Here is a 21,820-nt window from a genome sequence, read left to right as displayed (position 1 = left end):
GCGGTGCTCAGGCGGAGGCGTCGTCCAGCAGGGCGGTCTGCGCCGGGGTGAGCTCCAGCGCGGCGGCGGCCAGCAGCGGCGGGAGCTGGTCGACGGTGCGGGCGCTGGCGATCGGGGCGGCGACCGTCGGCCGGGCGGCGAGCCAGGCCAGGGCGACGGTGGCGGGCTCGACGTCCTGCTCGGCGGCCACCGTGTCGAGCGCCTCCAGCACCTTGGGGCCGCGCGGGTCGTCCAGGTAGCGGCCGGCGCCCTCGGCGCGGGCGCTCGCCACCTCGGCGCCGCCCGGGCGGTACTTGCCGGTGAGGAAGCCGGAGGCCAGCGCGTAGTACGGCACGGTGGCGAGGCCGTGCGCGGCGACCACGTCGGCCAGCGGGCCCTCGAAGGTGCCGCGGGAGACCAGGTTGTAGTGCGGCTGGACGGCGGTGTACGCGGTCAGGCCCTCGCGCTCGGCGAAGGCGAGCGCCTCGGCGAGCCGGTCGGCGCCGATGTTGGAGGCGGCGACGGCGCGCACCTTGCCCTCGCGCACCAGCGCGTCCAGGGCGGTGACGAACTCCTCCACCGGGGTGTCGTCGTCCTGGTGGGTGTAGTACAGGTCGATGTGGTCGACGCCCAGGCGGCGCAGCGAGCCCTCGGCGGAGGCCTTGACGTTGGCCGCGCCCAGCCCGCGGGCCTCGGGGTGCAGGCCGACCTTGGTGGCGACGACGACGGAGTCCCGGTTGCCGCGGCTGCGCAGCCACTTCCCGATGATGGCCTCGGACTCGCCGCCGGTGTTGCCCGGCACCCAGCAGGAGTAGGCGTCGGCGGTGTCGACGAAGTTGCCGCCGGCCGCGGCGTAGGCGTCGAGGACGGCGAAGGACGCGGCCTCGTCGGCGGTCCAGCCGAAGACGTTGCCGCCGAGGGAGAGCGGGAACACCGCGAGCTCGGAGGCGCCGAGCTGCACGTAACGGGGGGCGTCGATGCGGGAATCGGTCATGGTCCGAGTCAACCCGATCGGCCCTGGGGTCATTCCGTGAACGAGGCGGACTTCACACACCCGTCGCACGCCCGTAGCGCGCAGTCCGGGTGTCGGGGCGGTCCGCGGATTCGTTAGAGTCCGTGCCATGGCTGACAACGAGTACGACCCCGCCGGCAGCACCCAGATGTTCCGGGCCTTCGTCGAGGAGACCCCGGCACCCCAGGCGCCGGGCTCCGTCAACACCTACGGCGGCAACAGCGGCAACCGCACCGGCCTGATCGCGGGCATCGCCGTGGCCGTCCTGCTGGTGCTGGGCGCCGTCATCTGGCTGGCCGTCAAGTAATCCCCGCGGTGGAATGCCTGGCGGCCCGGCAGCCTTCGGGTGCCGGGCCCCGCCTCCTCAGCAGGGCTTGCGCCAGGCGTCCAGTTCGAGCTTCTTCTGCATCGAGCTGAAGCCCAGCGCCTTGGTGCGGGCACAGAACTTCTCGGTGCCCAGCTCGTACTCGACGTGGAACACCGCCTTGCCCGCCTGGATGAAGGGGGAGAGGCGGGCGCACTCGTCGAACTGCGCGCACTCCTCGTTCACCGCGAAGTCGAAGTGGTCCAGCAGTGCCGGGACCTGCTCCAGGTCGTTCTTCAGGCCGATCGCCAGGCCGCGCTCATGGGCGAGTTCGGCGAGCATGCGGTTGTAGCGGAGCTGGTCGTCGGCGGTCAGCGGGAAGCCGCTGTTCTGGTTGTAGGCCTCGATGGTGTCGGGCTCGACGGCGTCGAAGCCCTTCTGCCGGCACATGTCGAAGCGGGCCGCCATCAGGGGCCGCAGCTGGTCGAGCTTGCGGATGTCGAACCACTTCTCGCCCTTCCAGCCGTTGCCCGAGCCCTGGAGGGCCTTGGCGAAGGCGGCGGAGTCGGGGCGGAAGTCCTCCCAGGAGCCGGCGTTGATGTAGCAGATCACCTTGCGGCCCTTGGCGTGCAGGGCGGCGACCACGGAGGCGTCGGACTCGAAGCCGTCGATGTCGTAGACGGGGACGTCGACGGACTGGTCGACGCCGCCGCCGAGTTGCCACTGCCAGGCGAGGCCGGGGGTGGGCTGCCAGCGGGCGCCGGCGGGGCCGGGCTTGCCGGGGGTTCCCGGAGTGCCGGGCGCGCCGGGGGTGTTGGGCGTTCCCGGGGTTCCCGGGCCGGCCGGGGTTCCCGGCACGGCGGGGGTGCCGGGGGTGCCGGGAGCCGGGGTCGACGGCCGGCCGGGTGCGGTCGGCGAGCCCGGGCCGCCGGGTGGGGCGGAGGCGTCCGGGGTGACCGGGACGGTCGGGGTGGCCGGGGTGGCCGGGGCGTCCGGGGTGACCGGGACCGCCGGGGTGGCCGGCGTGGTCGGGTCGCCCGGGACGGGGGCGGCGGTGGCCGCCGGGGGCGGGGCCGCGGTGGCGTCGGCCGAGGCGTCGTCCTCGTCGTCCGGGCCGGAGCTGCTGCACGACGTCGCCAGCAGCGCGGTGGCGGTGGCGAGGGCGAGGGCGGCCCACACGGGCCGGGTACGGCGGGTCACGGGGCACGGACTCCGGATCGGGTCAGATGGGTTCGGTGAGCGGGCGGTGGGCGGTCAGCTCATGCGGCAGGGTGCGCCAGGGGTTCTCCCCGGCGCCCGGTACCGCGCAGCCGACCCCGGCCCGCCGGGCGGCGATCAAGGCGGCCGCCTCACCGGCGAGTTCGGCGGGCACGTCGTAGACCAGGTGGCAGAACCGGGCGGCGGCGTGCCGGCCGGTCCACAGCGGCAGGGCCAGCTCCTGGTAGGCCGTCCAGTCGCCCTCGAAGGTGACCAGCAGGTCGGCCAGGCCGACCTCGGCGTACCCGGGGTCCGGGTGGTCGCCGTGGCCGAACACCACGGTGGCGCAGCCGGCGGCCCGGGCCGCGGTGGCCAGGCGCCGGTAGTGCGGCAGCGCGCCGGGCGCCGCCGACACCTGGTCGAGGTAGACGCCGGAGATGCCGTGGCGCTGACGGTAGGTCAGGATGTCGTTCACCACGGCGGCGTGCGGCCGCCGGCCGTAGTCGGTGTCGGCGTAGCCGAGCAGCGGCAGGCCGGCCTTGCGGAGCTTCTCGGCGGCCTCGGCGAAGACGTCGTCGGGCTCGCCCGGCCCGTCGGCGAGGTTGAGCACGACGGCGGCGACGCGCCTGGGGTCGGCGGCGGCGACCGCCTGCCAGGCCGCCGGGTCCACCGCGGGGTGGACGTACAGCGGCACCAGCAGGCGGCCGTCGGGGTGGTTGCCCCCGGTCATGCGGTGACCAGCGGTTCGGTGGAGAGCCAGAGGTCGCGCAGCGTCTCGTCGAGTCCGGTCTCCGGGTGCCAGCCGAGCGCCCGGGCGGCGGCCGACACGTCGGCCTGCTGCCAGGAGACGGCCGCGGAGCGCTCGGAACCGGCGCCGCTCTCGTCGATCCGGCCGGCGAAGGCGGCCGCCGCGGCCAGGCCGTCGGCGATCGCCCGGACCGGCCGGGCCCGTCCGGAGGCCAGGTTGAGCACCCGGGGCAGCGGGCCCCGGGCGGTGACGGCGAGCGCGACCGCGCGGGCGACGTCCCGGGCGTCGACGAAGTCGCGGTGGGCCGAGAGGTCCCCGACCCGCACCACTCCCCCGGCGCCCTCGGGTGCGGCCCGGCGCAGCTCGGCGGCGAGCCGGCCGGGCAGCGAGCCGGCCGGGGCGCCCGGGCCGACCGGGTTGAACACCCGCAGCACCACGGCGTCCAGCGGCGAGCCGGCCACCGCGAGCGAGCCGGCCAGCTTGGTGGCGCCGTAGACGCCGACCGGGCGGGCGTCGGCGTCCTCGGCGAGCGAGTCGCCGGGGGCGCAGACGCCGTACTCGCCGGCCGAGCCGATGTGCACCAGCCGGGCCGTCGGGGCGCCCTGGCCGAGCGCCTCGCAGAGCACGGCCGGTCCGCGCGCGTTGACCTCGGAGAGCGTGACGGCGCTGCCGGCGACGGCGCCGGCGAGGTTCACCACCGCGTCCGGGGTCAGCGCGGCCAACTCCTCGCCGAGCGGGCCGGCCTGGGCGGTGGCCAGGTCGAGCCGCAGGTCGTGGTCGGGCCGCCGCCCGGCGGTCAGCACGGTGGCTCCGGGCAGTGCCCGCAGGGCGGTGGCGGCGTGCCGGCCGAGGAAGCCGTCGGCGCCGAGCAGCAGGATCCTCACGCGGCCCGTCCGTCGTTCTCGGGGCCGGTCTGGACCGAGGCCGTCGTGGCCGCGGGCTGCCCGTCGGCGGCCTCGGGGGCGGTTCTGGCGGCGGGGATCGGCAGCGCCTGGCCGTTCGGTACGGCGTACAGGCCCTCGCCGGCGGCGGGACCGGACGGCTCGCCGGGGAGCAGCAGCGAGCGGTTGAGCGCGAACTCGGCGTTGGCCCGGTCGTAGTCGTCCGGGCGGCCGATGTCCAGCCAGTAGCCGTCGAACTCGTAGGCGGACGGCGGCGTCCGGGCGGCCAGCAGGTCCAGCACCAGCTCGTCGAAGCCGAGCGGCAGGCCGGGGGTGTACTTGGCGAGCGCGGCGCGGGAGACGCCGTAGACGCCCATCGAGACCCGGTAGTCGATGCTCGGCTTCTCCTGGAAGCCGGTGATGGAGCCGGCCTCGGCGGTCAGCACGCCGAAGTCGATCTTCACCTGGCGGGCGTAGGTCGCGATGGTGAGCGGGGCCCCGGCCGCCTCGTGGTGCTTCAGCACCCCGGCGAAGTCCAGGTCGGTGAGGATGTCGCCGTTCATCACCAGGAAGTGGTCGGGCAGCCGGTCCTGCATGGTGAGCAGCGGGCCGAGGGTGCCGAGCGGGCTGTCCTCGACCGCGTAGCCGACCCGCAGCCCCCACTGGGAGCCGTTGCCGACGTAGGCGCGGATGATGTGGCCGAGGTGGCCGATGGCCAGGGTGACGGTCTGGAAGCCCGCGGCGGCGAGCTGGCGCATCACGATCTCCAGGATCGCGTGCTGGTCGCCGATCGGGACGAGCGGCTTGGGAAGCGCGGTGGTGTACGGGCGCAGGCGTACGCCCTTACCGCCGGCCAGGATCACTGCGTGCATGGTGGTTCCCCCACGGAAGTCGGTTCGACAAGGGGCCTTCGGGTGCCGGGAGCGACGGAAGGCGGAGTCGGGTCAGACGTTGTAGATGTCGGTCTTGTAGCGGGCCAGGTTGGCCGGGTCGCGGAAGAACGCGATGGTCTGCTCCAGCCCCTCCTCCAGCGAGTGCGCCGGGGCCCAGCCGGTGGCGGTGCGCAGCCGGGTGGCGTCCGCGACCAGGCGCATGACCTCGGAGTTGGCCGGGCGGATGCGCTGCTCGTCCTCCTTGACGGCGACGTCGACGCCCATCAGCTTGCCGACCAGGGAGACCAGGTCGCCGACCGAGATCTCGCCGCCGGTACCGGCGTTGAAGGTGCGGCCGACCACGGTCTCGGCGGGGGCGGTGCCGACGGTGCGGAAGGCCAGCGCGGTGTCCTTGACGAACATGAAGTCGCGGGTCGGGCGCAGGTCGCCGAGGGTGATCTCGGTCTCGCCGGCGGCGAGCTGGGCGATCACGGTCGGGATGACGGCGCGCATCGACTGGCGCGGGCCGAAGGTGTTGAACGGGCGCAGGGTGACCACCGGGGTCCCGAAGCTGGCGTGGTAGCTGTCGGCCAGCCGGTCCCCGCCGGCCTTGGAGGCGGCGTACGGGGACTGGGTGTTGATCGGGTGGTCCTCGGTGATCGGCACGGTCTGCGCGGTGCCGTAGGTCTCGCTGGTCGAGGTGTGCACCAGGCGGGGGATCTCCAGGTGGCGCACGGCCTCCAGGACGTTCAGGGTGCCGGTGACATTGGTGTCCACGTACGAGTGCGGGGCACGGTAGGAGTACGGGATCGCGATCAGGGCGGCCAGGTGGTAGACCGCCTCGGTGCCCTTGACCAGGCCGTTGACGGAGCCGGGGTCGCGGACGTCGCCGAGGACGATCTCGACGGAGTCCAGCACCTCCTTCGGGAGGGTCTCCAGCCAGCCGAACGACGAGAACGAGTTGTACTGGACCATCGCGCGGACCTGGTGGCCGTCGGCGACCAGGGTCTCGACGAGGTGGGAGCCGATGAATCCCTCGGCTCCGGTGACGGCGACGCTGCTCATGGTGAATCGCTTCCTGTGTCTTCCGGGGACGTGCCGTACAAGCCCGGCCGGGTGGTGCGACGGTGGTGCCGGGCGGGCCGGTACGGGGTGGTGCTGGTTCCGTGGTGCGCTGTTCAGCTGGTCAGCGGTACCGGTGTCAGCGGTGCCGGTGTCAGCGGTGCTTGGTGGTGCGGCCGAGCACGGGCCCGGCGGTGGCGGTGAGGACGGCGGCCGCGGCCCCGCAGCCGATCAGCTGCAGGACGGTCGGGTCCGTACCGGTCAGCAGTCCGGCGCACTCGGCGCCCGCGGCTGCCAGACAGATGAGGGCGGTGCTCCAGCTGAGCCCGAAGGCGTTCAGCAGCAGCGCCAGCCAGAGCGAGCCGCCGAGCAGCAGCAGCGCGCCGAGCTCCGGGACGCCCAGCGCGGGCGCGCCGGGCCAGAGCACGGTGGCGGCGGCGTCGAGGGCGGCCACGGTGGTGAGGTAGATGAAGAGGCAGCCGAGCAGCACGCCGCCGGTGCGGCGGGCGAACTCGACCGGGGTGTGACTGGTGCGCAGCGCGGCCACCGCCATCGCCCGGTAGCGGAAGAGCAGCCACTCGGCGAGGCCGAGGCTCAGCGTCAGGGCGATCATGGCCGGCCCGGTCGGGCTGGCCGAGGCGCCCTCGGCGCTGCCGGTGCGCACCGCCTGGTGGACCGTCACCCCGAGGCCGGCGATCATGGTCAGGGTGCCGACCGCGAGCCCGAACAGCAGGTGCGGGATCTCCTTGTGCAGCGGCAGCCGCAGCGGGACGGGCTCCGCCTCGGCGCGCCGGAAGCGCAGCAGTTCCCGGGCGGCGAGCCCGACGGCCAGGCCGAGCGAGGCCAGCAGCACCGCGGTGCGGACGGTCTGCGGCACGTCGACGGCGAGCACCACGCCCGCGCCGACCGCCGACGGCGCCAGCGCCAGCAGCAGGAACTTCTCCCGGCCGAGCACCAGCAGCACGGTCGCCGCCGCCAGGTAGCCGGACTGCCCGGCGGCGAAGCAGAGCGCCCCCAGCGGACCGCCGACCACGTATCCGGCGGTGGCCGACACCAGCGCGCCGACCGGTGCCCCGATCGCCAGGCAGGCGGCGGACGACCGGCGCCGGCCGCGGCCGAGCCAGGCGTACGCGCGGTGCGCCAGCGCCTGGTTCCACGACCAGCTGGCCAGGGTCGCGACGGACAGCGCGAGCATGCCCGAGGGCAGTCCGAAGCGCATCCGGTCGGCGGCGAACAGGTTGGCGCCGAGCAGGTAGCCGAGGCCTGGCAGGGCGAACACCAGGCCGCGCACGACGCACCGCCAGGGGTCGGCCCGCCAGGGGTTGGCGAACTCGGCGCTCGGTCCCGGGTAGCGGCGCTCGACCCGTTCGAACAGCTCCTCGGCGACGGTGAACGCGTCGGGGCGGCCGTACAGCAGTCCGGCCTGTTCGTCGGAGAGGCCGTCGGCCTCCAGGAAGGCCGCGATCTCGTAGGGGTGGACGGCGTCGGCGCAGATGTCCTGCAGCCGCTCGGCGAGTTCGTCCAGCGGGTCGGGGGAGAGGTCGAGCTGCTCCGTCCCCGGCCCGGGGCGCTGCGCGGGCAGCGTCGGGCGGCGCCGCTTCAGCGGCAGGACGCGCAGCTGGACGGTCTCGTCGGCCTCGTTCGGAACGAGACGCAGCGGCCCGCTCATGCCGTCACCTCGCTGCGCTCGTGGTCGGCCGGCTGCGGCCGGTCCGGGTCCGGCGGTCCGTCGGTGACGGCGACCACGCCCTCCGGCAACCAGCGGGCGGTGCCCAGCAGTTCGGTGTAGATGCCGCGGAAGCCGTCGATGTTCTGGCGGAGCGTGAACTGCTCGATCACCCGCAGCCGGGCCTGCTCGCCGAGCCGGGCCCGGCGCTCCGGGTCGCGCAGCAGCTCGATCGCCGCCGCGGCCATCGGCTCGGGCTCACGCGGCGGGACGACCAGGCCGGTGTCGCCGACCGCCTCGCGCACGCCGCCGACGTCGGTCGAGACGGTGGAGCGGCCGCAGGACATCGCCTCGATCAGGGTGAACGGGAAGCCCTCGCTGATCGAGGAGAGCATCACCACGTTCCCGGCCGCGTAGGCGTCGGTGATGTCCGCGACCCTGCCCTCGAAGACCACCGAGTCGCCGGTGCCGAGTTCGGCGGCCAGCGCCTCGCAGGCCTCGCGGTAGGCCTCGCCGCCCTTGGGGGTGCCGCCGAACAGCCGCAGCCGGGCGTCGGGTATCTCGCGCCGCACGATCGCGAAGGCGCGGATCAGCGTCTCCAGGTCCTTGATCGGGTCGACCCGGCCGGCCCAGCTGAGCGTCGGGGTCTCGGGCTCCGGCCCGGCGGGCGGGAAGGCCGCCGGGTCGACGCCGTTGTAGACGGTGCGGATGTGCGTGGAGGGGGTCCCGCCGCGCTCCTCCCAGCGCCGGTTGTACCGGTTGCCGGGGGTGACCAGCGCGGCCCGCCGGTAGCTCTCCTCGGCGAGCATCCGGTAGAAGCCGAGCAGCAGCGCCTTGACCGGCCAGCGGTAGGGGCCGGTGCGGTAGCCGAGGTAGCGCTCGCGCAGGTAGATGCCGTGCTCGGTGAGGAGAAACGGTACGCCGAACTGCTGAGCGGATATCAGCCCGGGAAGGGTGGCCAGACCGCCGCTCGCGGCGTGCGCCACGCCGTCGCGCGGCGGCTCGACCGAGAGCGGGCGCAGCGCGTGCTCCAGCAGGTCGGTGGCGTTCAGCGCGTCGTGCATGGTGGGCCGGGACACCGCCGTGGACAGGTAGTCGCGGGTCCAGACGTGCTGGAGGGTGCGCAGGGCGCGCTCGCTGCGCAGCGCCGGGCTGAGCAGCCCGCGTTGGGCGAGGTCGGCGAAGCCGTACAGCTCGGTGCCGAAGTGGGTGGTGTACACCGGGTCCAGGAGGGAGTGCAGGAACCGTTCGTAGGCGTTGAGGAAGCGGCGCATCTCCTTGCCGCGCGGCGCCTTCGCCTCCGAGGCCGGGCCCCACAGCGGGGCGGTGGTCACCGACCGCACATTGGCGGGCAGTTCCCAGGCCAACGGTTCGTGGCCGGTGCCGGTGACGGCGATGATGTCGAAGTCGACGTCCGGCATGCCTTGCACGAGCTGGTCGCACCAGACACTCACACCACCGTGCTGGTGCGGGTACGTCCCCTCGGTGAGCAGGGTGACGCGCATCAGTGTCCCCCCTCCTGTTCTTGCCTCAAGCCCCCGGCCGATCCGGCCGGGTCGGGTGGTGCCGGTGGCGGCCGCCGCACTGCGGTCCGCCACCGGGTTCACCTGTCTAGCGGGTGCCGGCCTGACCGGCGGTCTTCCTGGCGGGCTCGGCCTTCCCCCCGGAGGCCTTGCCGTGCTGCTGCGGGACGCCGCCGTGGCCGGCCGCCTTCCCGTCGGCGTTCGCCGTACCGGAAGTCGTACCAGCAACGACGTCCTTGCCTGCCACCGGGGCCCCGCTGCCGGGGACCAGGGTCGGCGCGTCGGTGCGGTCGGTGTCGCCCGGGCCGACCGGGACGGCGTCCACGGTGCCCTGCGGGACGACCAGGGCGTCGGCCGGGGCCGGGGCGGGGACGGACTTGGCCGCGGCGGCCGGGCCGGTGCCGGACGGGGCGGCCGGGGTGCCCGCGGCGGGCAGCGTCAGCTGGACGCCGCTCTGCAGCTGGCCGGGCTTGACCCAGCCGGAGAGCGAGCCCGCGTAGGCGGTGCCGAAGCCGGTGGTGCCGATGGCGAGCTGCTGGACGGTGCCGGTCGGCATGGTGGCCTGGATCTGGACGCCGGCCGGGGCGTCCACCCTGACGGTGTCACCGACGCGGTAGGCCGTGACCTGGCCGGAGGCGATGGCGGCGTTCCAGGCTGCCCGGCGCTGGAACTCCTGGCCGGTCTCCTTCTGCCCGAGGTTCACGACCGGGGCGTTGGCGGCGTGCAGCGAGCGGTAGGTGGAGAGGATCCGCTCCAGCACCGGGTAGACGATCCGGTCCTCGGACAGGTTCGACTGGTGGATGAAGTGCGGCCGCGGGTCGTTGTTCAGCACGTGGCCGAGGTCGATCCGGGCCTCCAGCGGCACGATGTACGACTGGTAGCCGGTGTTGACGTCCAGCGGGGCCGACAGGCAGGTGGAGTTGGCGTTGACCTCACAGACGCCGCTGCCGCCGTTGGCCACACTGGTGTAGATCCAGTTGTACTCGTCCGTCTCCTCCTTCGCCGTGGCGGCGTTGTAGAAGATGTTCATCGGGTACCGCGGCACGGTCAGCGCGGCGCCGACGGCCCGCTGGGCGGACTCGCGGGAGGCGTCGCTGGCGGTCCACTTGACCCCGTTGGCGGCCAGCGCGGGCGCCAGGAACGGGTTGTCGCTGGTCTCCTGCGGGGCGGTCAGCAGGCCGGAGTGCTCGCCGGTGACCAGCTCGGTCTTGTCCAGCTGGAGGCCGCGGGCGGCCGCCCAATCCAGGTTGTCCTTGATCTGGGCGCTGATGGTGGCCTGGTCGACCCAGACGGTGCTGCCCGAGGTGGTCTTGGTGCACACCCACGGGACCACCGTGACGTTCTGGAGGCAGCCCAGGTACGGGTGGGTGAAGGTGTGGTTGATCCACCGGTAGCTGGTCTGGTCGGCGACCATCTGGTCGACCACCGGGTCGCTGGTGGTCTCGTGGTCGGACTTCCAGTCCTCGCTGCCACCGCCGTTGAAGACCATGTCCAGCGTGAAGTCGTGGTCCAGCTGCCACTGCTTGGCGTACTGCGCGTCGGCGACCGTCATCCGGATCGGGTTGGCGGTCTCCGGGGTCCCGGGCGGGCAGGTGACGTCGCCGGGGGTGCACTTGAGCACGGTGTCCCAGCGGTCGTCGGCGAGGAAGACGTCGTCGACGTGGGCCGCGAAGTAGTTGCGGTCGTAGCCCAGGTGGACGCCCTGGGTTATCCAGTCGACTATGCCGCGGGCCAGCAGGCGGTACTGCTGCTGGTACTGGTTGTAGACGAAGGTGACGACCAGTTCCTTGCGGCCGGCGTGCTGGTACTCGCCGACCAGCGAGCCCTTGGCGGTGCTGTTCGGGATCGGCACCTCGACCAGCGGGGTGAAGCTGGAACCGGCCGGCAGCGTGGCCAGCGGGGTGGCCAGGTAGCCGTAGCTCTCCGAGACCGCCGGGTCGTTGTCCTCGAACGGGACGCTGCCCTTGAGGTAGTTGAACGGGCCGCTCAGGCCGGCCGTGGTGACCTGGCCCTGGAAGCCGTCCAGGGTGCCCATGTAACCCGGGTTGACCGCCCAGTTCAGGCCGACGTCGGGACGGGCGTAGGTGTACGCGTCGACCTGGCGGACGCCGAACGCCGCCTCGTACGCCGCGATCGCGGTCATCTCGGCGGAGCCGGCCGCGAACGGGTTGTCGTTGGGCAGCACGATGCCCTGGTACTTGCCGCGCGGCTGGCCGTTCAGCGTGTCGCTGAGGAAGGCCGCGTCGATCACCGGCCGGTTGCCGTCGTTGAGGTCGACGAGCCGGTACGGCGTGCCCTGGCTCTTGAGCTCGGCGGCGATCGCGGCCGTCGCCGGCCCGCCGTCGCTGATCACCAGGACCGTGAGGTCGATACGGGGCGTGGTGGTGGTGGCGTGCGCGAGGGACGACTGCAGGCCCCCGGCCAGCAGAACGGCCGCCGCGCAGGCGGCAACTCTCCGGGTCGCTCGACCCATGTTGACTTTCCTCCCCTGGGCAGGGCGCTCCGCTGCCGGCGTCAACCTGCCCTGTAGCTGTTCGCGGGCAGCAGGCTGCCCCGGCGCCCATCCTGCTTGAACTTCCACGGCAGGGCGGACCGAATGGGCAGGAGTGCAGCGAATCTGTTACCAACGTTCATGGTCAGGCCATGAGGGCGCCGATTGTGGCCGAAACCGTACCGGCTGCGCAAATAATGAATTAAGAATTAAAACCCGGAACCTAGCGTTACCGCTGCTCACCCATCGTGCGATCCGACGGACGAACCGGACCCTACACTGGCGGCGTTGCCCGTGACACTCTTGCACATCCTGCCGTTTTGGTGGGCAGGTTCATGCAATATCGCTCAGGGTTGTGCAACGTCACCGTCCGAATATCCAATGGAGGCCGTCGAGTGACCGAGCAGCAGATCGAAACCACCGCGATTCAGACCGCCCGCAGCCTGGGCCTGCTCGGTGCCGTCAACGCCCGCGACCTGGGCGGTTACCGCACCGCCGAGGGGCTGGTGCTCCGGGCCGGCGTCGTCCTGCGCAGCGACGGCCTCAACCGGCTCACCGACGAGGACCTGGGCCGGCTGACCGGGCTGGGCCTGCGGCGGATCGTCGACCTGCGCAGTCCGGACGAGGTCCGCGAGGCCGGTCCGGACCGGATCGCCGACGGTATGTCGCTGCATCAGTTGCCGGTGTTCGCGGCCGACTTCGACATCTACGCGACGCTGCGCGAGGCGCTCGCCGACCGTGATCCGGACAAACAGCGGACCCTGCTCGGCGCCGGCCGCGCGGATGCCATGATGACCGGTCTCTACCGGTGGTTCGTCACCGATCGGATCGCTCGCGAACGGTTCGCCGCCGTGCTGCGCCTGCTGGCCGATCCGGGCGGCGCGCCGCTGCTGTTCCACTGCTCGGCCGGAAAGGACCGCACCGGCTGGACGGCGGCCGTGCTGCTGACCGCGCTCGGCGTCGACCGGGAGACGGTGGTGACGGACTATCTGCTCACCAACGAGCGTTCCGCCGTCGTCGTCGAGGCGGTCCTCGAAGGCTTCCGCACCGGCGGTCTGATGCTCGAACCGGAGCTGCTGCTGCCGGTGCTCCGGGCCGAACGCCGCTACCTGGAAGCGGCGTTCGAGGAGGTCGAGGCCGGCTGGCCGGACTTCGGCGCGTTCTGGGCCGACGGCCTGGGTCTGGACGAGGCCGTCCTGGCGGGCCTGCGGGCCAATCTGCTGGCACCCTGAGGCGAACCCCGCCGCGGAGCCGTGGCTCCCGGGGGCCCGTCCGGCTCACCCCTCGGCGGTCAGGCCCTCGCGCAGCTGGGTGAGGGTCTTGGTCAGCAGCCGGGAGACGTGCATCTGCGAGATGCCGATCTCCTCGCCGATCTGCGACTGGGTCAGATTGCCGAAGAACCGCAGCATGATGATCCGGCGCTCGCGCGGCGGCAGCTTGGCCAGCAGCGGCTTGAGCGACTCCCGGTACTCCACGCCCTCCAGCGCGAGGTCCTCGTAGCCGAGCCGCTCGGCCAGCGGGCCCTCGCCGTCCTCCTCGCTCGGGCTGGAGTCCAGCGAGCTGGCGGTGTAGGCGTTGCCGACCGCCAGGCCCTCCACCACGTCCTCCTCGCTGACGCCGAGGCAGGTGGCCAGCTCGGCCACGGTGGGGGAGCGGTCGAGCCGCTGGGAGAGCTCGTCGCCGGCCTTGGTGAGCGCCAGCCGCAGTTCCTGGAGCCGCCGGGGCACCCGCACCGACCAGCTGGTGTCCCGGAAGAAGCGCTTGATCTCACCGACCACCGTCGGCATCGCGAAGGTCGGGAACTCGACCCCGCGCTCCGGGTCGAACCGGTCGATCGCCTTGATCAGGCCGATCGTGCCGACCTGGACGATGTCCTCCATCGGCTCGTTGCGGCTGCGGAAGCGCGCCGAGGCGTAGCGGACCAGCGGCAGGTTGAGCTCGATGAGGGTGTCGCGCACATAGGTGTGCTCGGCGCTGCCCGGGTCGAGGGCGGCCAGCCGCCCGAAGAGGGAGCGGGAGAGCGTCCGGGTGTCGAGCCCGGCGTCCGGCGCGGTCTCGGCGCGCTGGAGCGGGATCTCCGCCGCGCCGGCCGGTGCAGCGTGGATCTCCGCAGTGTCCACATCCGAGGACATGCACCCACCCCCTTGTGACTGACGGTCCAACGGGTGCCGTCCTCGGAACGTTCCCGCGCCCGTGTCCGGCCCCTCCCACCCTGCATACCGGCTCACGGTCCCCGGCAAACCCGAGGGTCGCAAGATGTCACACGGCGGTGACGCGCCGCTATCAGTCCGTAACGGGGCCGCCCGCGGGGTCAGTCCTCCCAGGAGTTGCCGGTCCGCAGCCTGGTGAGGATCCGCGACAGCAGCCGTGAGACGTGCATCTGGGACATCCCCAGCTCGGTGCTGATCTGGGACTGGGTCAGATTGGCGAAGAACCGCAGCATGACGATCCGGCGCTCCCGCTCGGGCAGCTGCACCAGCAGGTGGCGGACCATGTCCCGGTGCTCGACCTCGGCCAGCGCGGAGTCCTCGTAGCCGAGCCGGTCGAGCAGCGCCAGTCCGCCCTCGTGCTCCTGGGCGGCCTCCAGCGAGGCCGCGTTGTAGGCCCGCCCGGCGTCCAGGCAGGCCCGGACGTCCTCCTCGGGGATGCGCAGGCTGGCGGCGATCTCCGGCACCTTGGGGGCCCGGCCGTGCAGCACGGTCAGCTCCTCCATCGCGCCGCTGACCTGCACCCACAGCTCCTGGAGCCGGCGCGGGACGTGCATGGTGCGGACGTTGTCCCGGAAGTAGCGCTTGATCTCGCCGAGGATGGTGGGCAGCGCGTAGGTGGGGAACTGGACGCCGCGCTCGGGGTCGAACCGGTCGATGGCGTTGATCAGGCCGATGGTGCCGACCTGGACGACGTCCTCCATCGGCTCGCTGCGGCTGCGGAACCGGGTGGCGGCGTAGCGGACCAGCGGGATGTTGACCTCGATCAGCGCGGCCCGGACCCGCTCGCGCTCGGGGGTGCCGGGGGGCAGCTCGGCGAGCCGCTCGAAGAGCACCCGGGTGAGGGTGCGGACGTCGACGGCGGGGCGGCCGCCGGGACCGCGCAGGCCGTCCGGGCGGAGCTCGCCGGCCGGGCTGATCACGGCGGCCAGCACCTCGTCGTCCGGTGCGCTCCCTGGTGTCCGCACGGACACGTCACCCCTCCCAAAGTCGACAACGGTGGGAACTGCGGACCGGGTGTCGCGTCTCGTTCACCGCCCTCGCCATGTCCGGCAAAACCGGTCATAGCATCACAAGGCGGGCGTACGTCGGGCAAGTACCACGTGGAGGTGTGTTGGTACGCCGTCCGGACCCCGCCGGCCGCGGCGGCGGTGCGGCGGGCGGGTCGTTCCCGGACAGAGCAAGGCGCCCCGCCCGAATACCGGGCGGGGCGCCGCGGGCCGTCCGGGGGACGCGCCGGCCGGGCCGGGGGCGTCGCGGACGGGCCGCCGGACTCAGACCTCGATGTCGGCGATCACCCAGGTGGCGAACTCGCGCCACTGGGCGGCCGCGGCCTGGTGGGCCGGGTGGGTGAGGTACGCCTGGAGCGCCTCGCGGTCCTCGACCAGGCTGTTGATGGCGTAGTCGTGGGCGATGTCGCGGTCGGTGGTGTTCCAGCCGCACTCCCACTCGCGCAGCTCGGGAACGACCGGGCCGAGCTCGGCGAAGGCCTTGGCGCCGGCGAGCGCGCGCTCGTCGTCCTTGCTGACGCCTTCGTTGAGCTTGAACAGGACCAGATGGCGGATCACGGTGCCGCTCCTCGCGGACGGGGTCGGGTGTCGGGCCCACCGTAGCCGGTGGGGTCCTGGCTATTTCACCAGGCCGGTCATGAAGGTGCCGACCGCCTTGGCGGCGTTCGAGATGCCTTCGAACCCCAACTGGACCAGCTCGGCCGCGCGGGCGGGCGAGGTGATGATCGTGTAGAGCACGAAGATGAGCAGGAGGACCATTCCGATCTTCTTCGCCTGTGCCATCCGGTTGACCTTCCTCCCCGCTGTGGGCCGCCGTCGCTCGGTCCCCGAGCGGCCCGTGCAACGGGCAGCTTATCCACCCGGACGGCCTATCAAGTGTGCGACGCGTTCACCTGCCGGGACGAAGGTCCCCGCGGGTGGGGCCTTTCTCCGGGTGCCCGGCCCGGCGGGGCGCGGCAGGATGGTTGATGTACCGAGGATCTGGCAGGAATCTCAGGTACGTGGATCCGGAGATCCCCGCTGTGGGACCGGGCGCCGCGGCTTCCCCCCGACGCGGCCCCGGTTGTGGGACTCCGCCGGGGGAGCGGTCAGTCCCCCCGAACCGCTCCCCCTCTTCCAGGCTCCGTACTCGACAGGCGTTGGTGGTCATCGGCCGACGGGTACGGAGCCCTTTCCGCGTCCGAGGGTGCGCGGGAACGCCGAAGGGCCCGTCCGGTTCACCGGACGGGCCCTTCGGGCTTGCTGGCGGTAGCGGTGGGATTCGAACCCACGGTGGAGTTGCCCCCACACACGCTTTCGAGGCGTGCTCCTTTGGCCGCTCGGACACGCTACCGAGGGGAACTCTACCGGACGGGTGGCGCGGGAACGAAATCCGTTCCCGCGGCGGGCTCAGCGGTGGGTGTCGAAGAAGGCGCGCAGCTGCTCGCCGCACTCGTCGGCGAGGACGCCCCCGATCACCTCGGGGCGGTGGTTCAGCCGCCGGTCGCGCATCACGTCGAAGAGCGAGCCGGCCGCGCCGGCCTTCTCGTCGAGGGCGCCGTAGACCACGCGGTCGATCCGGGAGAGCACGATCGCGCCCGCGCACATCGTGCACGGCTCCAGGGTGACGACCAGCGTGCACCCGCTCAGCCGCCACGCTCCGAGCTTCGCCGCCGCCTCGCGGACGGCGACCACCTCGGCGTGGGCGGTCGGGTCGCCGACGGCCTCGCGCTCGTTGTGGCCCCGGCCGAGGACCTCGCCGTCCGGGCCGAGGACGAGCGCCCCGACCGGCACGTCACCGGTGGCCGGCGCCAGGGCGGCCTCGGCGACGGCGAGGCGCATCGGCGCCGCCCAGCGGTCACGGACCGGGTCGGGGCGGACGGGAGCGGGCAGCGGCGGGATCGGGCGGACGGACTGCATGGCATCCAGTGTCGGGCATGGCGGCGGTCCGGCGGTCCGGCCCTCCGGGCGGCGGACACGGCGCGTTACCGGACGGCCTCCAGGACCTCGCCGCAGCCGAGCGCCTCGGCGATCTCCTCCAGGGCGTCGCCGGGCACCGCGCCCTCGCCGCTGAGGGCGATCAGCGCGTCGGCGGCGAGGCCGAACTCGGTCAGCAGGTGGGCGTCGCCGAGCGGGCCGACCGGGACGCCGCCGCGGCCGTCGCCGTCCTCGTCGTCCTCCTGCTCCTCGGCCTGCGCGCCGTCCTCCAGCTCGGCGACCAGGTTGTCGAGGTCGCCGAACTCGCTCTCGCCGGCCTGGTCCACCAGCTCGTCGGTGAGGACGGAGCCGTAGGAGCTGCGGGCGGCGGCGGCGCCGTCCGACACGAAGATCCGCGGGTCCTCCTCGCCGTCCACCCGGACGATGGCGAACCAGGCGTCCTCCTGTTCGATGAAGACCAGGACGCTGTCGTCGTCCTGGGTCGCCTCACGGGCCAGATCGGCCAGGTCGGCGAGGGTTTCGACGTCGTCGAGCTCCGTCTCGCTCACATCCCACCCGTCCTCGGTGCGAGCAAGCACTGCAGCGAAGTACGCCACCAGGGACACTCCCAAGATCTCGGTCTCGGCTGTCGGCGCTCGCGGGCGGCGCGGAACTGGCCGCCCCCGCGCCAGAGGCGGTCCGCTGTTCGGACCGTCCCATCGGAATCGTGACAGAAAGCACGGCTTTGCGGGGGGTGTTCTGCAGCGCGTCTTTGCAGGTCGTGTCGGAAGGGTTGGCCGCCGGACGGTGTACAGGGGCCGGCCGGCAGCGGGCGTGTGGAGAAGCCGTGGAGGGCCCGTCAGAACCGGAAGGTTCGCATCCGCATCGCTTCGCGCATCCGCCGTTCCTTGGTCCGGCGGGGCTGCACCCGCTCACGCAGTTCCCGGGCCTCGGTGAGCTCGCGCAGGAAGACGGCGCGGCGCCTGCGGCGCTCCGCCTCGGTCTCCGGGCGGTCCGGGGGCGGACCCGAGCGGTCGCCCGACGAGGCCGCGGCCCCGTCCGCCGAGCCGTCCCCGGGGTTCGGGTTGCTCGTCATAGGACCTGACTTTCCCAGATCGGCCGGGTTGATACCACAGGAGGCCGATCCGTCCGGACATTCTCGTCCCGTCACGGCGCGTCACGGCGGAGGCGGCACCCGTGCGGGTCGGCCCGCGGCCCGGCCTGGCACGGCGTGTCGTACGGGCGTCCGGAGCCGGGCTAACCTCGATGCATGCGGATCCACGTCGTCGACCACCCCCTGGTCGCCCACAAGCTCTCCACCCTGCGCGACGAGCGCACCGACTCGCCGACCTTCCGTCGCCTGACCGACGAGCTGGTGACCCTCCTCGCGTACGAGGCCACCCGGGACGTCCGCACCGACGAGGTGGAGATCACCACCCCGGTGGCCGTGACCACCGGCACCCGGCTGTCCTACCCGCGCCCGCTGGTGGTGCCGATCCTGCGGGCCGGCCTCGGCATGCTGGACGGCATGACCCGGCTGCTGCCGACCGCCGAGGTCGGCTTCCTGGGCATGGTGCGCAACGAGGAGACCCTGGAGGCCTCCACCTACGCCACCCGGATGCCGGACGACCTCTCCGGCCGCCAGGTGTACGTGCTCGACCCGATGCTGGCCACCGGCGGCACGCTGGTCGCGGCGATCCGGATGCTGATCGAGCGAGGCGCCACCGACGTTACCGCCGTGGTGCTGCTGGCCTCCCCCGAGGGCGTCGCGGTGATGGAGCGCGAGCTGGCCGGCCTGCCGGTCACCGTGGTCACCGCGGCCGTCGACGAGCGGCTGAACGAGAACGGCTACATCGTCCCGGGCCTCGGCGACGCCGGCGACCGGCTGTACGGCACCGCGGGCTGAGCCCCCGCCGTTCCCCGCGAACGTCGCGAAGCCCCCCGGCGCGCCGCCGGGGGGCTTCGTCGTCCGTGCGCGGGGAGCCGCTCAGCAGCTGCCGGTGCCGCTCGGGGCGGGGACCGGCTTGGTGGCCAGGGCCAGCGCGGCGGCGGCCTGGGCCTCGTCCAGCAGCGCGTTGTAGCTGTCGCCGATGACGAAGTCCACGGTGCCGTCGGTCCGGGCGTCGGCGGTGCTGGTCGCGCCCGCGATCACCGAGCCGACCAGGGTGGACGCCCCGGCGCCGGCCGGGCCGGCGATCACCTGGGCGGTGCCGGGCACCTTCTTGTCCAGCTCCGCGGGGGCGTTGCCGACCTTGCCGATGACGAAGCCGCGCTTCTGCAGCTCCTCGGCGGTGCGGGCGGCCAGGCCGGCCTTGGCGGTGGCGTTGTAGACGTTCACGGTGACCGCCGCCGGCTGCGGGACGGCCTTGGGGTCGATCGGGGCGGCGGCCGAGCCCGGCACGGTCGGCGCCGGCTCGGGGGCCGGGGCGGCCAGCGGCTTGCCGGACGGGGTGGCACAGGCCTCGGCGGAGGCGTTCTTGCCCTTGCCGCTGAAGATGTCCCAGAGCTGGACGCCGCCGAGCCCGATCAGGGCCAGCGCCAGCACCGCGGCGATCAGTGCGAACACCTTGCGGCTCTTCTTCGGCGGGCGGCCCAGGCGCGGGTACGAGTTGCCGGTGATCCGGTACTGCTTCCCCTTCAGGCCTTGGGGAGTCAACATGCTCACGGTTTGTCTCCCCCTCGTGCCAGGGCGGGGATCGGGTGACGGTGGGCCGGGCGCGGTGCCACACGAACGCGGTGTCACGCGGTCGCGGTCGCGGCCGTAGTCAGCAGATTAGTGCCGTACAGCGGTGAAGGTACTAAACGATCATCATCGGGAGTACGCCGGTACCCGAATGGCGGCACCGCGACCGCACCCGGGTACGAACGGACCGCCCCGCGGAAAGCAGCCGCGGGGCGGTCCGGACGCGTACGGGCCGGCCGTCCGGCCCCCGGTCACTCCATTTCGAGGACACGGGCGTGCAGCACCTGGCGCTGCTGGAGCGCGGCGCGGACCGCGCGGTGCAGTCCGTCCTCCAGGTACAGGTCACCGTGCCACTTCACGACGTGCGCGAAGAGGTCCCCGTAGAAGGTGGAGTCCTCCGCCAGGAGGGTTTCCAGATCCAGTTGTCCCTTGGTGGTCACCAGTTGGTCCAGTCGCACCGGGCGCGGGGCGACGTCCGCCCACTGGCGGGTGCTGGTACGGCCGTGATCCGGGTACGGCCGCCCATTGCCGATGCGCTTGAAGATCACACGGAAAGCCTACCGTTCGGACGGCGGATGGCGCAGCAGCCGCGACGCCGCCACGCGCACGGGTACGGGCTGCGGGCGGGGGATTGCGGCTGTTTCATGGGAAATGTCGTGTAGGTCCCGTGCGGCTGGAGGGTCGTCCGATGTCCGCTGCTGTTCCGTCCGCCGTCCGGGAGATCGCCGACGGGTACGCCTTCACCGGGCCCGCGCTGGATCTCGGCGCGGTGCTGCTGGACGGCACCGCGTACCCCGGCGCCCCGGTGCGGGTGCCGCTCGGGGTGCTCAACCGGCACGGGCTGGTGGCCGGGGCCACCGGCACCGGCAAGACCAAGACCCTCCAGCTGATCGCCGAACAGCTCTCCGCCCAGGGCGTGCCGGTGTTCCTCGCCGACATCAAGGGCGACGTCTCCGGGGTGGCCGCGCCCGGCGAGCCGGGCGGGCGGACCGCCGCCAGGGCCGCCGAGGTCGGCCAGGACTGGCAGGCGCGCGGCTGCCCCGCCGAGTTCTACGCGCTCGGCGGCCAGGGCACCGGCATCCCGCTGCGGGCGACCGTGACCAGCTTCGGGCCGCTGCTGCTGGCCAAGGTGCTGGAGCTGAACGAGACCCAGGAGGCCTCGCTCGGCCTGGTCTTCCACTACGCCGACCGCCGCGGCCTGGAACTGTACGACCTCAAGGACCTCACGGCGGTCATCACCTTCCTCACCTCGCCCGAGGGCAAGGAGGAGCTGAAGGGCGTCGGCGGGCTCTCCGCCGCCACCGCCGGGGTGATCCTGCGCTCGCTCACCCTGCTGGAGAACGAGGGCGCCGGGGCGTTCTTCGGCGAGCCGGAGTTCGACACCGCCGAGCTGCTGCGGCTCTCCGCGGACGGCCGGGGCGTGGTCTCGGTGCTGGAGCTGCCCGCGGTGCAGGACCGGCCGCGGCTGTTCTCGACCTTCCTGATGTGGCTGCTCGCCGACCTCTACCAGGAGCTGCCCGAGGTCGGGGACCTCGACCGTCCGAAGCTGGTCTTCTTCTTCGACGAGGCGCACCTGCTGTTCAAGGGCGCCTCCAAGGCCTTCCTGGAGGCGATCACCCAGACCGTGCGGCTGATCCGCTCCAAGGGGGTGGGGATCTTCTTCGTCACCCAGACGCCGAAGGACGTGCCGGGGGACGTGCTGGCGCAGCTGGGCAACCGGGTGCAGCACGCGCTGCGGGCGTTCACCCCGGACGACGCCAAGGCGCTCAAGGCGACCGTGTCGACCTTCCCGAAGTCGCCCGCGTACGACCTGGGGGAGGTGCTGACCTCGCTGGGGACCGGTGAGGCGGTGGTCACGGTGCTGTCCGAGAAGGGCGCGCCGACGCCGGTCGCGGCGACCAGGCTGCGGGCGCCGCAGTCGCTGATGGGGCCGCTCGACCCGGCGGCGCTGCGGGCGGCGGTGGACGGATCGGCGCTGACGGCGGCGTACCGGGAGGCGGTGGACCGGGAGTCGGCGTACGAGAAGCTGGCGGCGCGGGCGGCCCGGCCGCCGGCGGAGCCGGTGCCGGTGCCTGCGGGGGAGCCGGTGCCGGAGGCGCGCCGCGAGGCCGGGGAGCGGGAGGAGCGGCGGGAGAAGGAGGGCGCCGGGCTGCTCGGTGCGCTGCTGGGCAACCCGGCGCTGAAGTCCTTCGCCCGCTCCGCGGGGACGCAGCTCGGGAGGGAGATCTCCCGGAGCCTGTTCGGGACGTCCCGGCGGCGCAGGTGACGTGCTCCCGCCCGGTTCGGACG

General features: G+C 73.1%; 21 protein-coding genes, 1 tRNA gene and 1 pseudogene. 4 read left to right on the top strand and 19 right to left on the bottom strand.

Annotation, left to right across the window (positions count from 1 at the left end; translation table 11 throughout):
- Positions 1–7 precede the first annotated feature (7 nt).
- On the bottom strand, positions 8–973 hold the full coding sequence (locus tag ACFZBX_RS02355) for an aldo/keto reductase (protein ID WP_391530949.1): 966 nt from the start codon (positions 971–973) through the stop codon (positions 8–10).
- Between the two features lie 127 nt (positions 974–1,100).
- On the opposite strand from ACFZBX_RS02355, the gene ACFZBX_RS02350 reads away from it, so the two are divergent.
- Positions 1,101–1,298 carry a hypothetical protein gene (locus ACFZBX_RS02350; protein WP_391530947.1) on the top strand — a complete coding sequence of 66 codons (198 nt, stop codon included), beginning with the start codon at positions 1,101–1,103 and terminating at the stop codon, positions 1,296–1,298.
- A gap of 57 nt (positions 1,299–1,355) precedes the next feature.
- Here the strand turns inward: ACFZBX_RS02350 and ACFZBX_RS02345 are convergent, their stop codons facing one another.
- The 8 genes and pseudogenes from ACFZBX_RS02345 to ACFZBX_RS02310 all read right to left on the bottom strand — a co-directional run bounded on the left by ACFZBX_RS02345 (position 1,356) and on the right by ACFZBX_RS02310 (position 11,717).
- On the bottom strand, positions 1,356–2,153 hold the full coding sequence (locus tag ACFZBX_RS02345; RefSeq protein ID WP_391531050.1) for an endo alpha-1,4 polygalactosaminidase: 798 nt from the start codon (positions 2,151–2,153) through the stop codon (positions 1,356–1,358).
- Positions 2,154–2,517: 364 nt separating this feature from the next.
- A complete protein-coding gene (locus tag ACFZBX_RS02340) occupies positions 2,518–3,222 on the bottom strand; it encodes a spherulation-specific family 4 protein (RefSeq protein ID WP_391530946.1) in 705 nt (234 codons plus the stop codon).
- Positions 3,219–4,124 carry an NAD-dependent epimerase/dehydratase family protein gene (locus tag ACFZBX_RS02335; RefSeq protein WP_391530944.1) on the bottom strand — a complete coding sequence of 302 codons (906 nt, stop codon included), beginning with the start codon at positions 4,122–4,124 and terminating at the stop codon, positions 3,219–3,221. Before ACFZBX_RS02335 ends, ACFZBX_RS02340 begins: the two co-directional genes overlap by 4 nt.
- A 161-nt stretch (positions 4,125–4,285) precedes the next feature.
- Positions 4,286–4,993: pseudogene (locus tag ACFZBX_RS02330) on the bottom strand (NDP-sugar synthase); the annotation flags it as partial.
- 72 nt (positions 4,994–5,065) lie between these two features.
- On the bottom strand, positions 5,066–6,058 hold the full coding sequence (locus ACFZBX_RS02325; RefSeq protein WP_391530943.1) for an SDR family NAD(P)-dependent oxidoreductase: 993 nt from the start codon (positions 6,056–6,058) through the stop codon (positions 5,066–5,068).
- 151 nt (positions 6,059–6,209) lie between these two features.
- Entirely contained in the window at positions 6,210–7,724 is a 1,515-nt protein-coding gene (locus ACFZBX_RS02320; protein WP_391530941.1) for a hypothetical protein, read from the bottom strand.
- Positions 7,721–9,226, bottom strand: coding sequence for a GT4 family glycosyltransferase PelF (gene pelF / locus ACFZBX_RS02315; protein ID WP_391530939.1), 1,506 nt, complete (start codon positions 9,224–9,226; stop codon positions 7,721–7,723). The genes ACFZBX_RS02320 and pelF overlap by 4 nt, the downstream gene beginning before the upstream one ends.
- A gap of 106 nt (positions 9,227–9,332) precedes the next feature.
- The gene (locus ACFZBX_RS02310; protein WP_391530938.1) at positions 9,333–11,717 is read right to left on the bottom strand and encodes a hypothetical protein; all 2,385 of its coding nucleotides are present in this window, start codon (positions 11,715–11,717) and stop codon (positions 9,333–9,335) included.
- A gap of 413 nt (positions 11,718–12,130) precedes the next feature.
- On the opposite strand from ACFZBX_RS02310, the gene ACFZBX_RS02305 reads away from it, so the two are divergent.
- Complete coding sequence (locus ACFZBX_RS02305) at positions 12,131–12,967, top strand: tyrosine-protein phosphatase (protein WP_391530936.1); 837 nt, start codon at positions 12,131–12,133, stop codon at positions 12,965–12,967.
- 45 nt (positions 12,968–13,012) lie between these two features.
- Here the strand turns inward: ACFZBX_RS02305 and ACFZBX_RS02300 are convergent, their stop codons facing one another.
- From ACFZBX_RS02300 to ACFZBX_RS02265, 8 genes are all read right to left on the bottom strand, one after another.
- The gene (locus tag ACFZBX_RS02300; protein WP_391530934.1) at positions 13,013–13,867 is read right to left on the bottom strand and encodes an RNA polymerase sigma factor SigF; all 855 of its coding nucleotides are present in this window, start codon (positions 13,865–13,867) and stop codon (positions 13,013–13,015) included.
- A 179-nt stretch (positions 13,868–14,046) separates the two neighbouring features.
- The gene (locus ACFZBX_RS02295; protein WP_391531048.1) at positions 14,047–14,829 is read right to left on the bottom strand and encodes an RNA polymerase sigma factor SigF; all 783 of its coding nucleotides are present in this window, start codon (positions 14,827–14,829) and stop codon (positions 14,047–14,049) included.
- Between the two features lie 387 nt (positions 14,830–15,216).
- The gene (locus tag ACFZBX_RS02290; RefSeq protein ID WP_053645680.1) at positions 15,217–15,510 is read right to left on the bottom strand and encodes a Dabb family protein; all 294 of its coding nucleotides are present in this window, start codon (positions 15,508–15,510) and stop codon (positions 15,217–15,219) included.
- 60 nt (positions 15,511–15,570) lie between these two features.
- Positions 15,571–15,711, bottom strand: coding sequence for a hypothetical protein (locus ACFZBX_RS02285; protein ID WP_320437731.1), 141 nt, complete (start codon positions 15,709–15,711; stop codon positions 15,571–15,573).
- 484 nt (positions 15,712–16,195) lie between these two features.
- Positions 16,196–16,285, bottom strand: a tRNA-Ser gene (locus tag ACFZBX_RS02280).
- A gap of 56 nt (positions 16,286–16,341) precedes the next feature.
- A complete protein-coding gene (tadA, locus tag ACFZBX_RS02275) occupies positions 16,342–16,851 on the bottom strand; it encodes a tRNA adenosine(34) deaminase TadA (RefSeq protein ID WP_391530932.1) in 510 nt (169 codons plus the stop codon).
- Positions 16,852–16,916: 65 nt separating this feature from the next.
- Positions 16,917–17,465 carry a hypothetical protein gene (locus ACFZBX_RS02270; RefSeq protein ID WP_391530931.1) on the bottom strand — a complete coding sequence of 183 codons (549 nt, stop codon included), beginning with the start codon at positions 17,463–17,465 and terminating at the stop codon, positions 16,917–16,919.
- Between the two features lie 242 nt (positions 17,466–17,707).
- Entirely contained in the window at positions 17,708–17,944 is a 237-nt protein-coding gene (locus ACFZBX_RS02265) for a hypothetical protein (RefSeq protein ID WP_380756775.1), read from the bottom strand.
- A 174-nt stretch (positions 17,945–18,118) separates the two neighbouring features.
- Between ACFZBX_RS02265 and upp the strand changes: the two genes are divergently transcribed.
- Positions 18,119–18,754 (top strand): uracil phosphoribosyltransferase, encoded by a 636-nt coding sequence (gene upp / locus ACFZBX_RS02260; RefSeq protein ID WP_355360658.1) that lies wholly within the window; start codon positions 18,119–18,121, stop codon positions 18,752–18,754.
- 81 nt (positions 18,755–18,835) lie between these two features.
- Here upp and ACFZBX_RS02255 read toward each other — a convergent pair whose 3' ends face one another.
- Together ACFZBX_RS02255 and ACFZBX_RS02250 are read right to left on the bottom strand one after the other, a co-directional pair.
- Entirely contained in the window at positions 18,836–19,507 is a 672-nt protein-coding gene (locus tag ACFZBX_RS02255; protein ID WP_391530929.1) for a LytR C-terminal domain-containing protein, read from the bottom strand.
- 275 nt (positions 19,508–19,782) lie between these two features.
- Positions 19,783–20,079, bottom strand: a complete 297-nt coding sequence (locus tag ACFZBX_RS02250; protein ID WP_030061387.1) for a type II toxin-antitoxin system VapB family antitoxin — start codon at positions 20,077–20,079, stop codon at positions 19,783–19,785.
- A gap of 140 nt (positions 20,080–20,219) precedes the next feature.
- On the opposite strand from ACFZBX_RS02250, the gene ACFZBX_RS02245 reads away from it, so the two are divergent.
- Complete coding sequence (locus ACFZBX_RS02245; RefSeq protein WP_391530927.1) at positions 20,220–21,797, top strand: helicase HerA-like domain-containing protein; 1,578 nt, start codon at positions 20,220–20,222, stop codon at positions 21,795–21,797.
- Positions 21,798–21,820 lie beyond the last annotated feature (23 nt).

It is taken from the genome of Kitasatospora sp. NPDC008115 (genome assembly GCF_042957205.1).
GTDB lineage: Bacteria > Actinomycetota > Actinomycetes > Streptomycetales > Streptomycetaceae > Kitasatospora.
Note: the sequence above shows the minus strand (reverse complement) of the source record. Positions and strands in the feature narration are given on the sequence as shown.

Excerpts from the sequence above, each read along its gene's own strand:
- ACFZBX_RS02255 (WP_391530929.1), bottom strand. The coding sequence starts at position 19,507 with ATGTTGACTCCCCAAGGCCTGAAGGGGAAGCAGTACCGGATCACCGGC.
- ACFZBX_RS02245 (WP_391530927.1), top strand. The coding sequence starts at position 20,220 with ATGTCCGCTGCTGTTCCGTCCGCCGTCCGGGAGATCGCCGACGGGTAC.
- ACFZBX_RS02325 (WP_391530943.1), bottom strand. The coding sequence starts at position 6,058 with ATGAGCAGCGTCGCCGTCACCGGAGCCGAGGGATTCATCGGCTCCCAC.
- ACFZBX_RS02285 (WP_320437731.1), bottom strand. The coding sequence starts at position 15,711 with ATGGTCCTCCTGCTCATCTTCGTGCTCTACACGATCATCACCTCGCCC.
- ACFZBX_RS02340 (WP_391530946.1), bottom strand. The coding sequence starts at position 3,222 with ATGACCGGGGGCAACCACCCCGACGGCCGCCTGCTGGTGCCGCTGTAC.
- ACFZBX_RS02350 (WP_391530947.1), top strand. The coding sequence starts at position 1,101 with ATGGCTGACAACGAGTACGACCCCGCCGGCAGCACCCAGATGTTCCGG.
- upp (WP_355360658.1), top strand. The coding sequence starts at position 18,119 with ATGCGGATCCACGTCGTCGACCACCCCCTGGTCGCCCACAAGCTCTCC.
- ACFZBX_RS02300 (WP_391530934.1), bottom strand. The coding sequence starts at position 13,867 with ATGTCCTCGGATGTGGACACTGCGGAGATCCACGCTGCACCGGCCGGC.
- tadA (WP_391530932.1), bottom strand. The coding sequence starts at position 16,851 with ATGCAGTCCGTCCGCCCGATCCCGCCGCTGCCCGCTCCCGTCCGCCCC.
- pelF (WP_391530939.1), bottom strand. The coding sequence starts at position 9,226 with ATGCGCGTCACCCTGCTCACCGAGGGGACGTACCCGCACCAGCACGGT.
- ACFZBX_RS02310 (WP_391530938.1), bottom strand. The coding sequence starts at position 11,717 with ATGGGTCGAGCGACCCGGAGAGTTGCCGCCTGCGCGGCGGCCGTTCTG.
- ACFZBX_RS02320 (WP_391530941.1), bottom strand. The coding sequence starts at position 7,724 with ATGAGCGGGCCGCTGCGTCTCGTTCCGAACGAGGCCGACGAGACCGTC.
- ACFZBX_RS02265 (WP_380756775.1), bottom strand. The coding sequence starts at position 17,944 with ATGACGAGCAACCCGAACCCCGGGGACGGCTCGGCGGACGGGGCCGCG.
- ACFZBX_RS02355 (WP_391530949.1), bottom strand. The coding sequence starts at position 973 with ATGACCGATTCCCGCATCGACGCCCCCCGTTACGTGCAGCTCGGCGCC.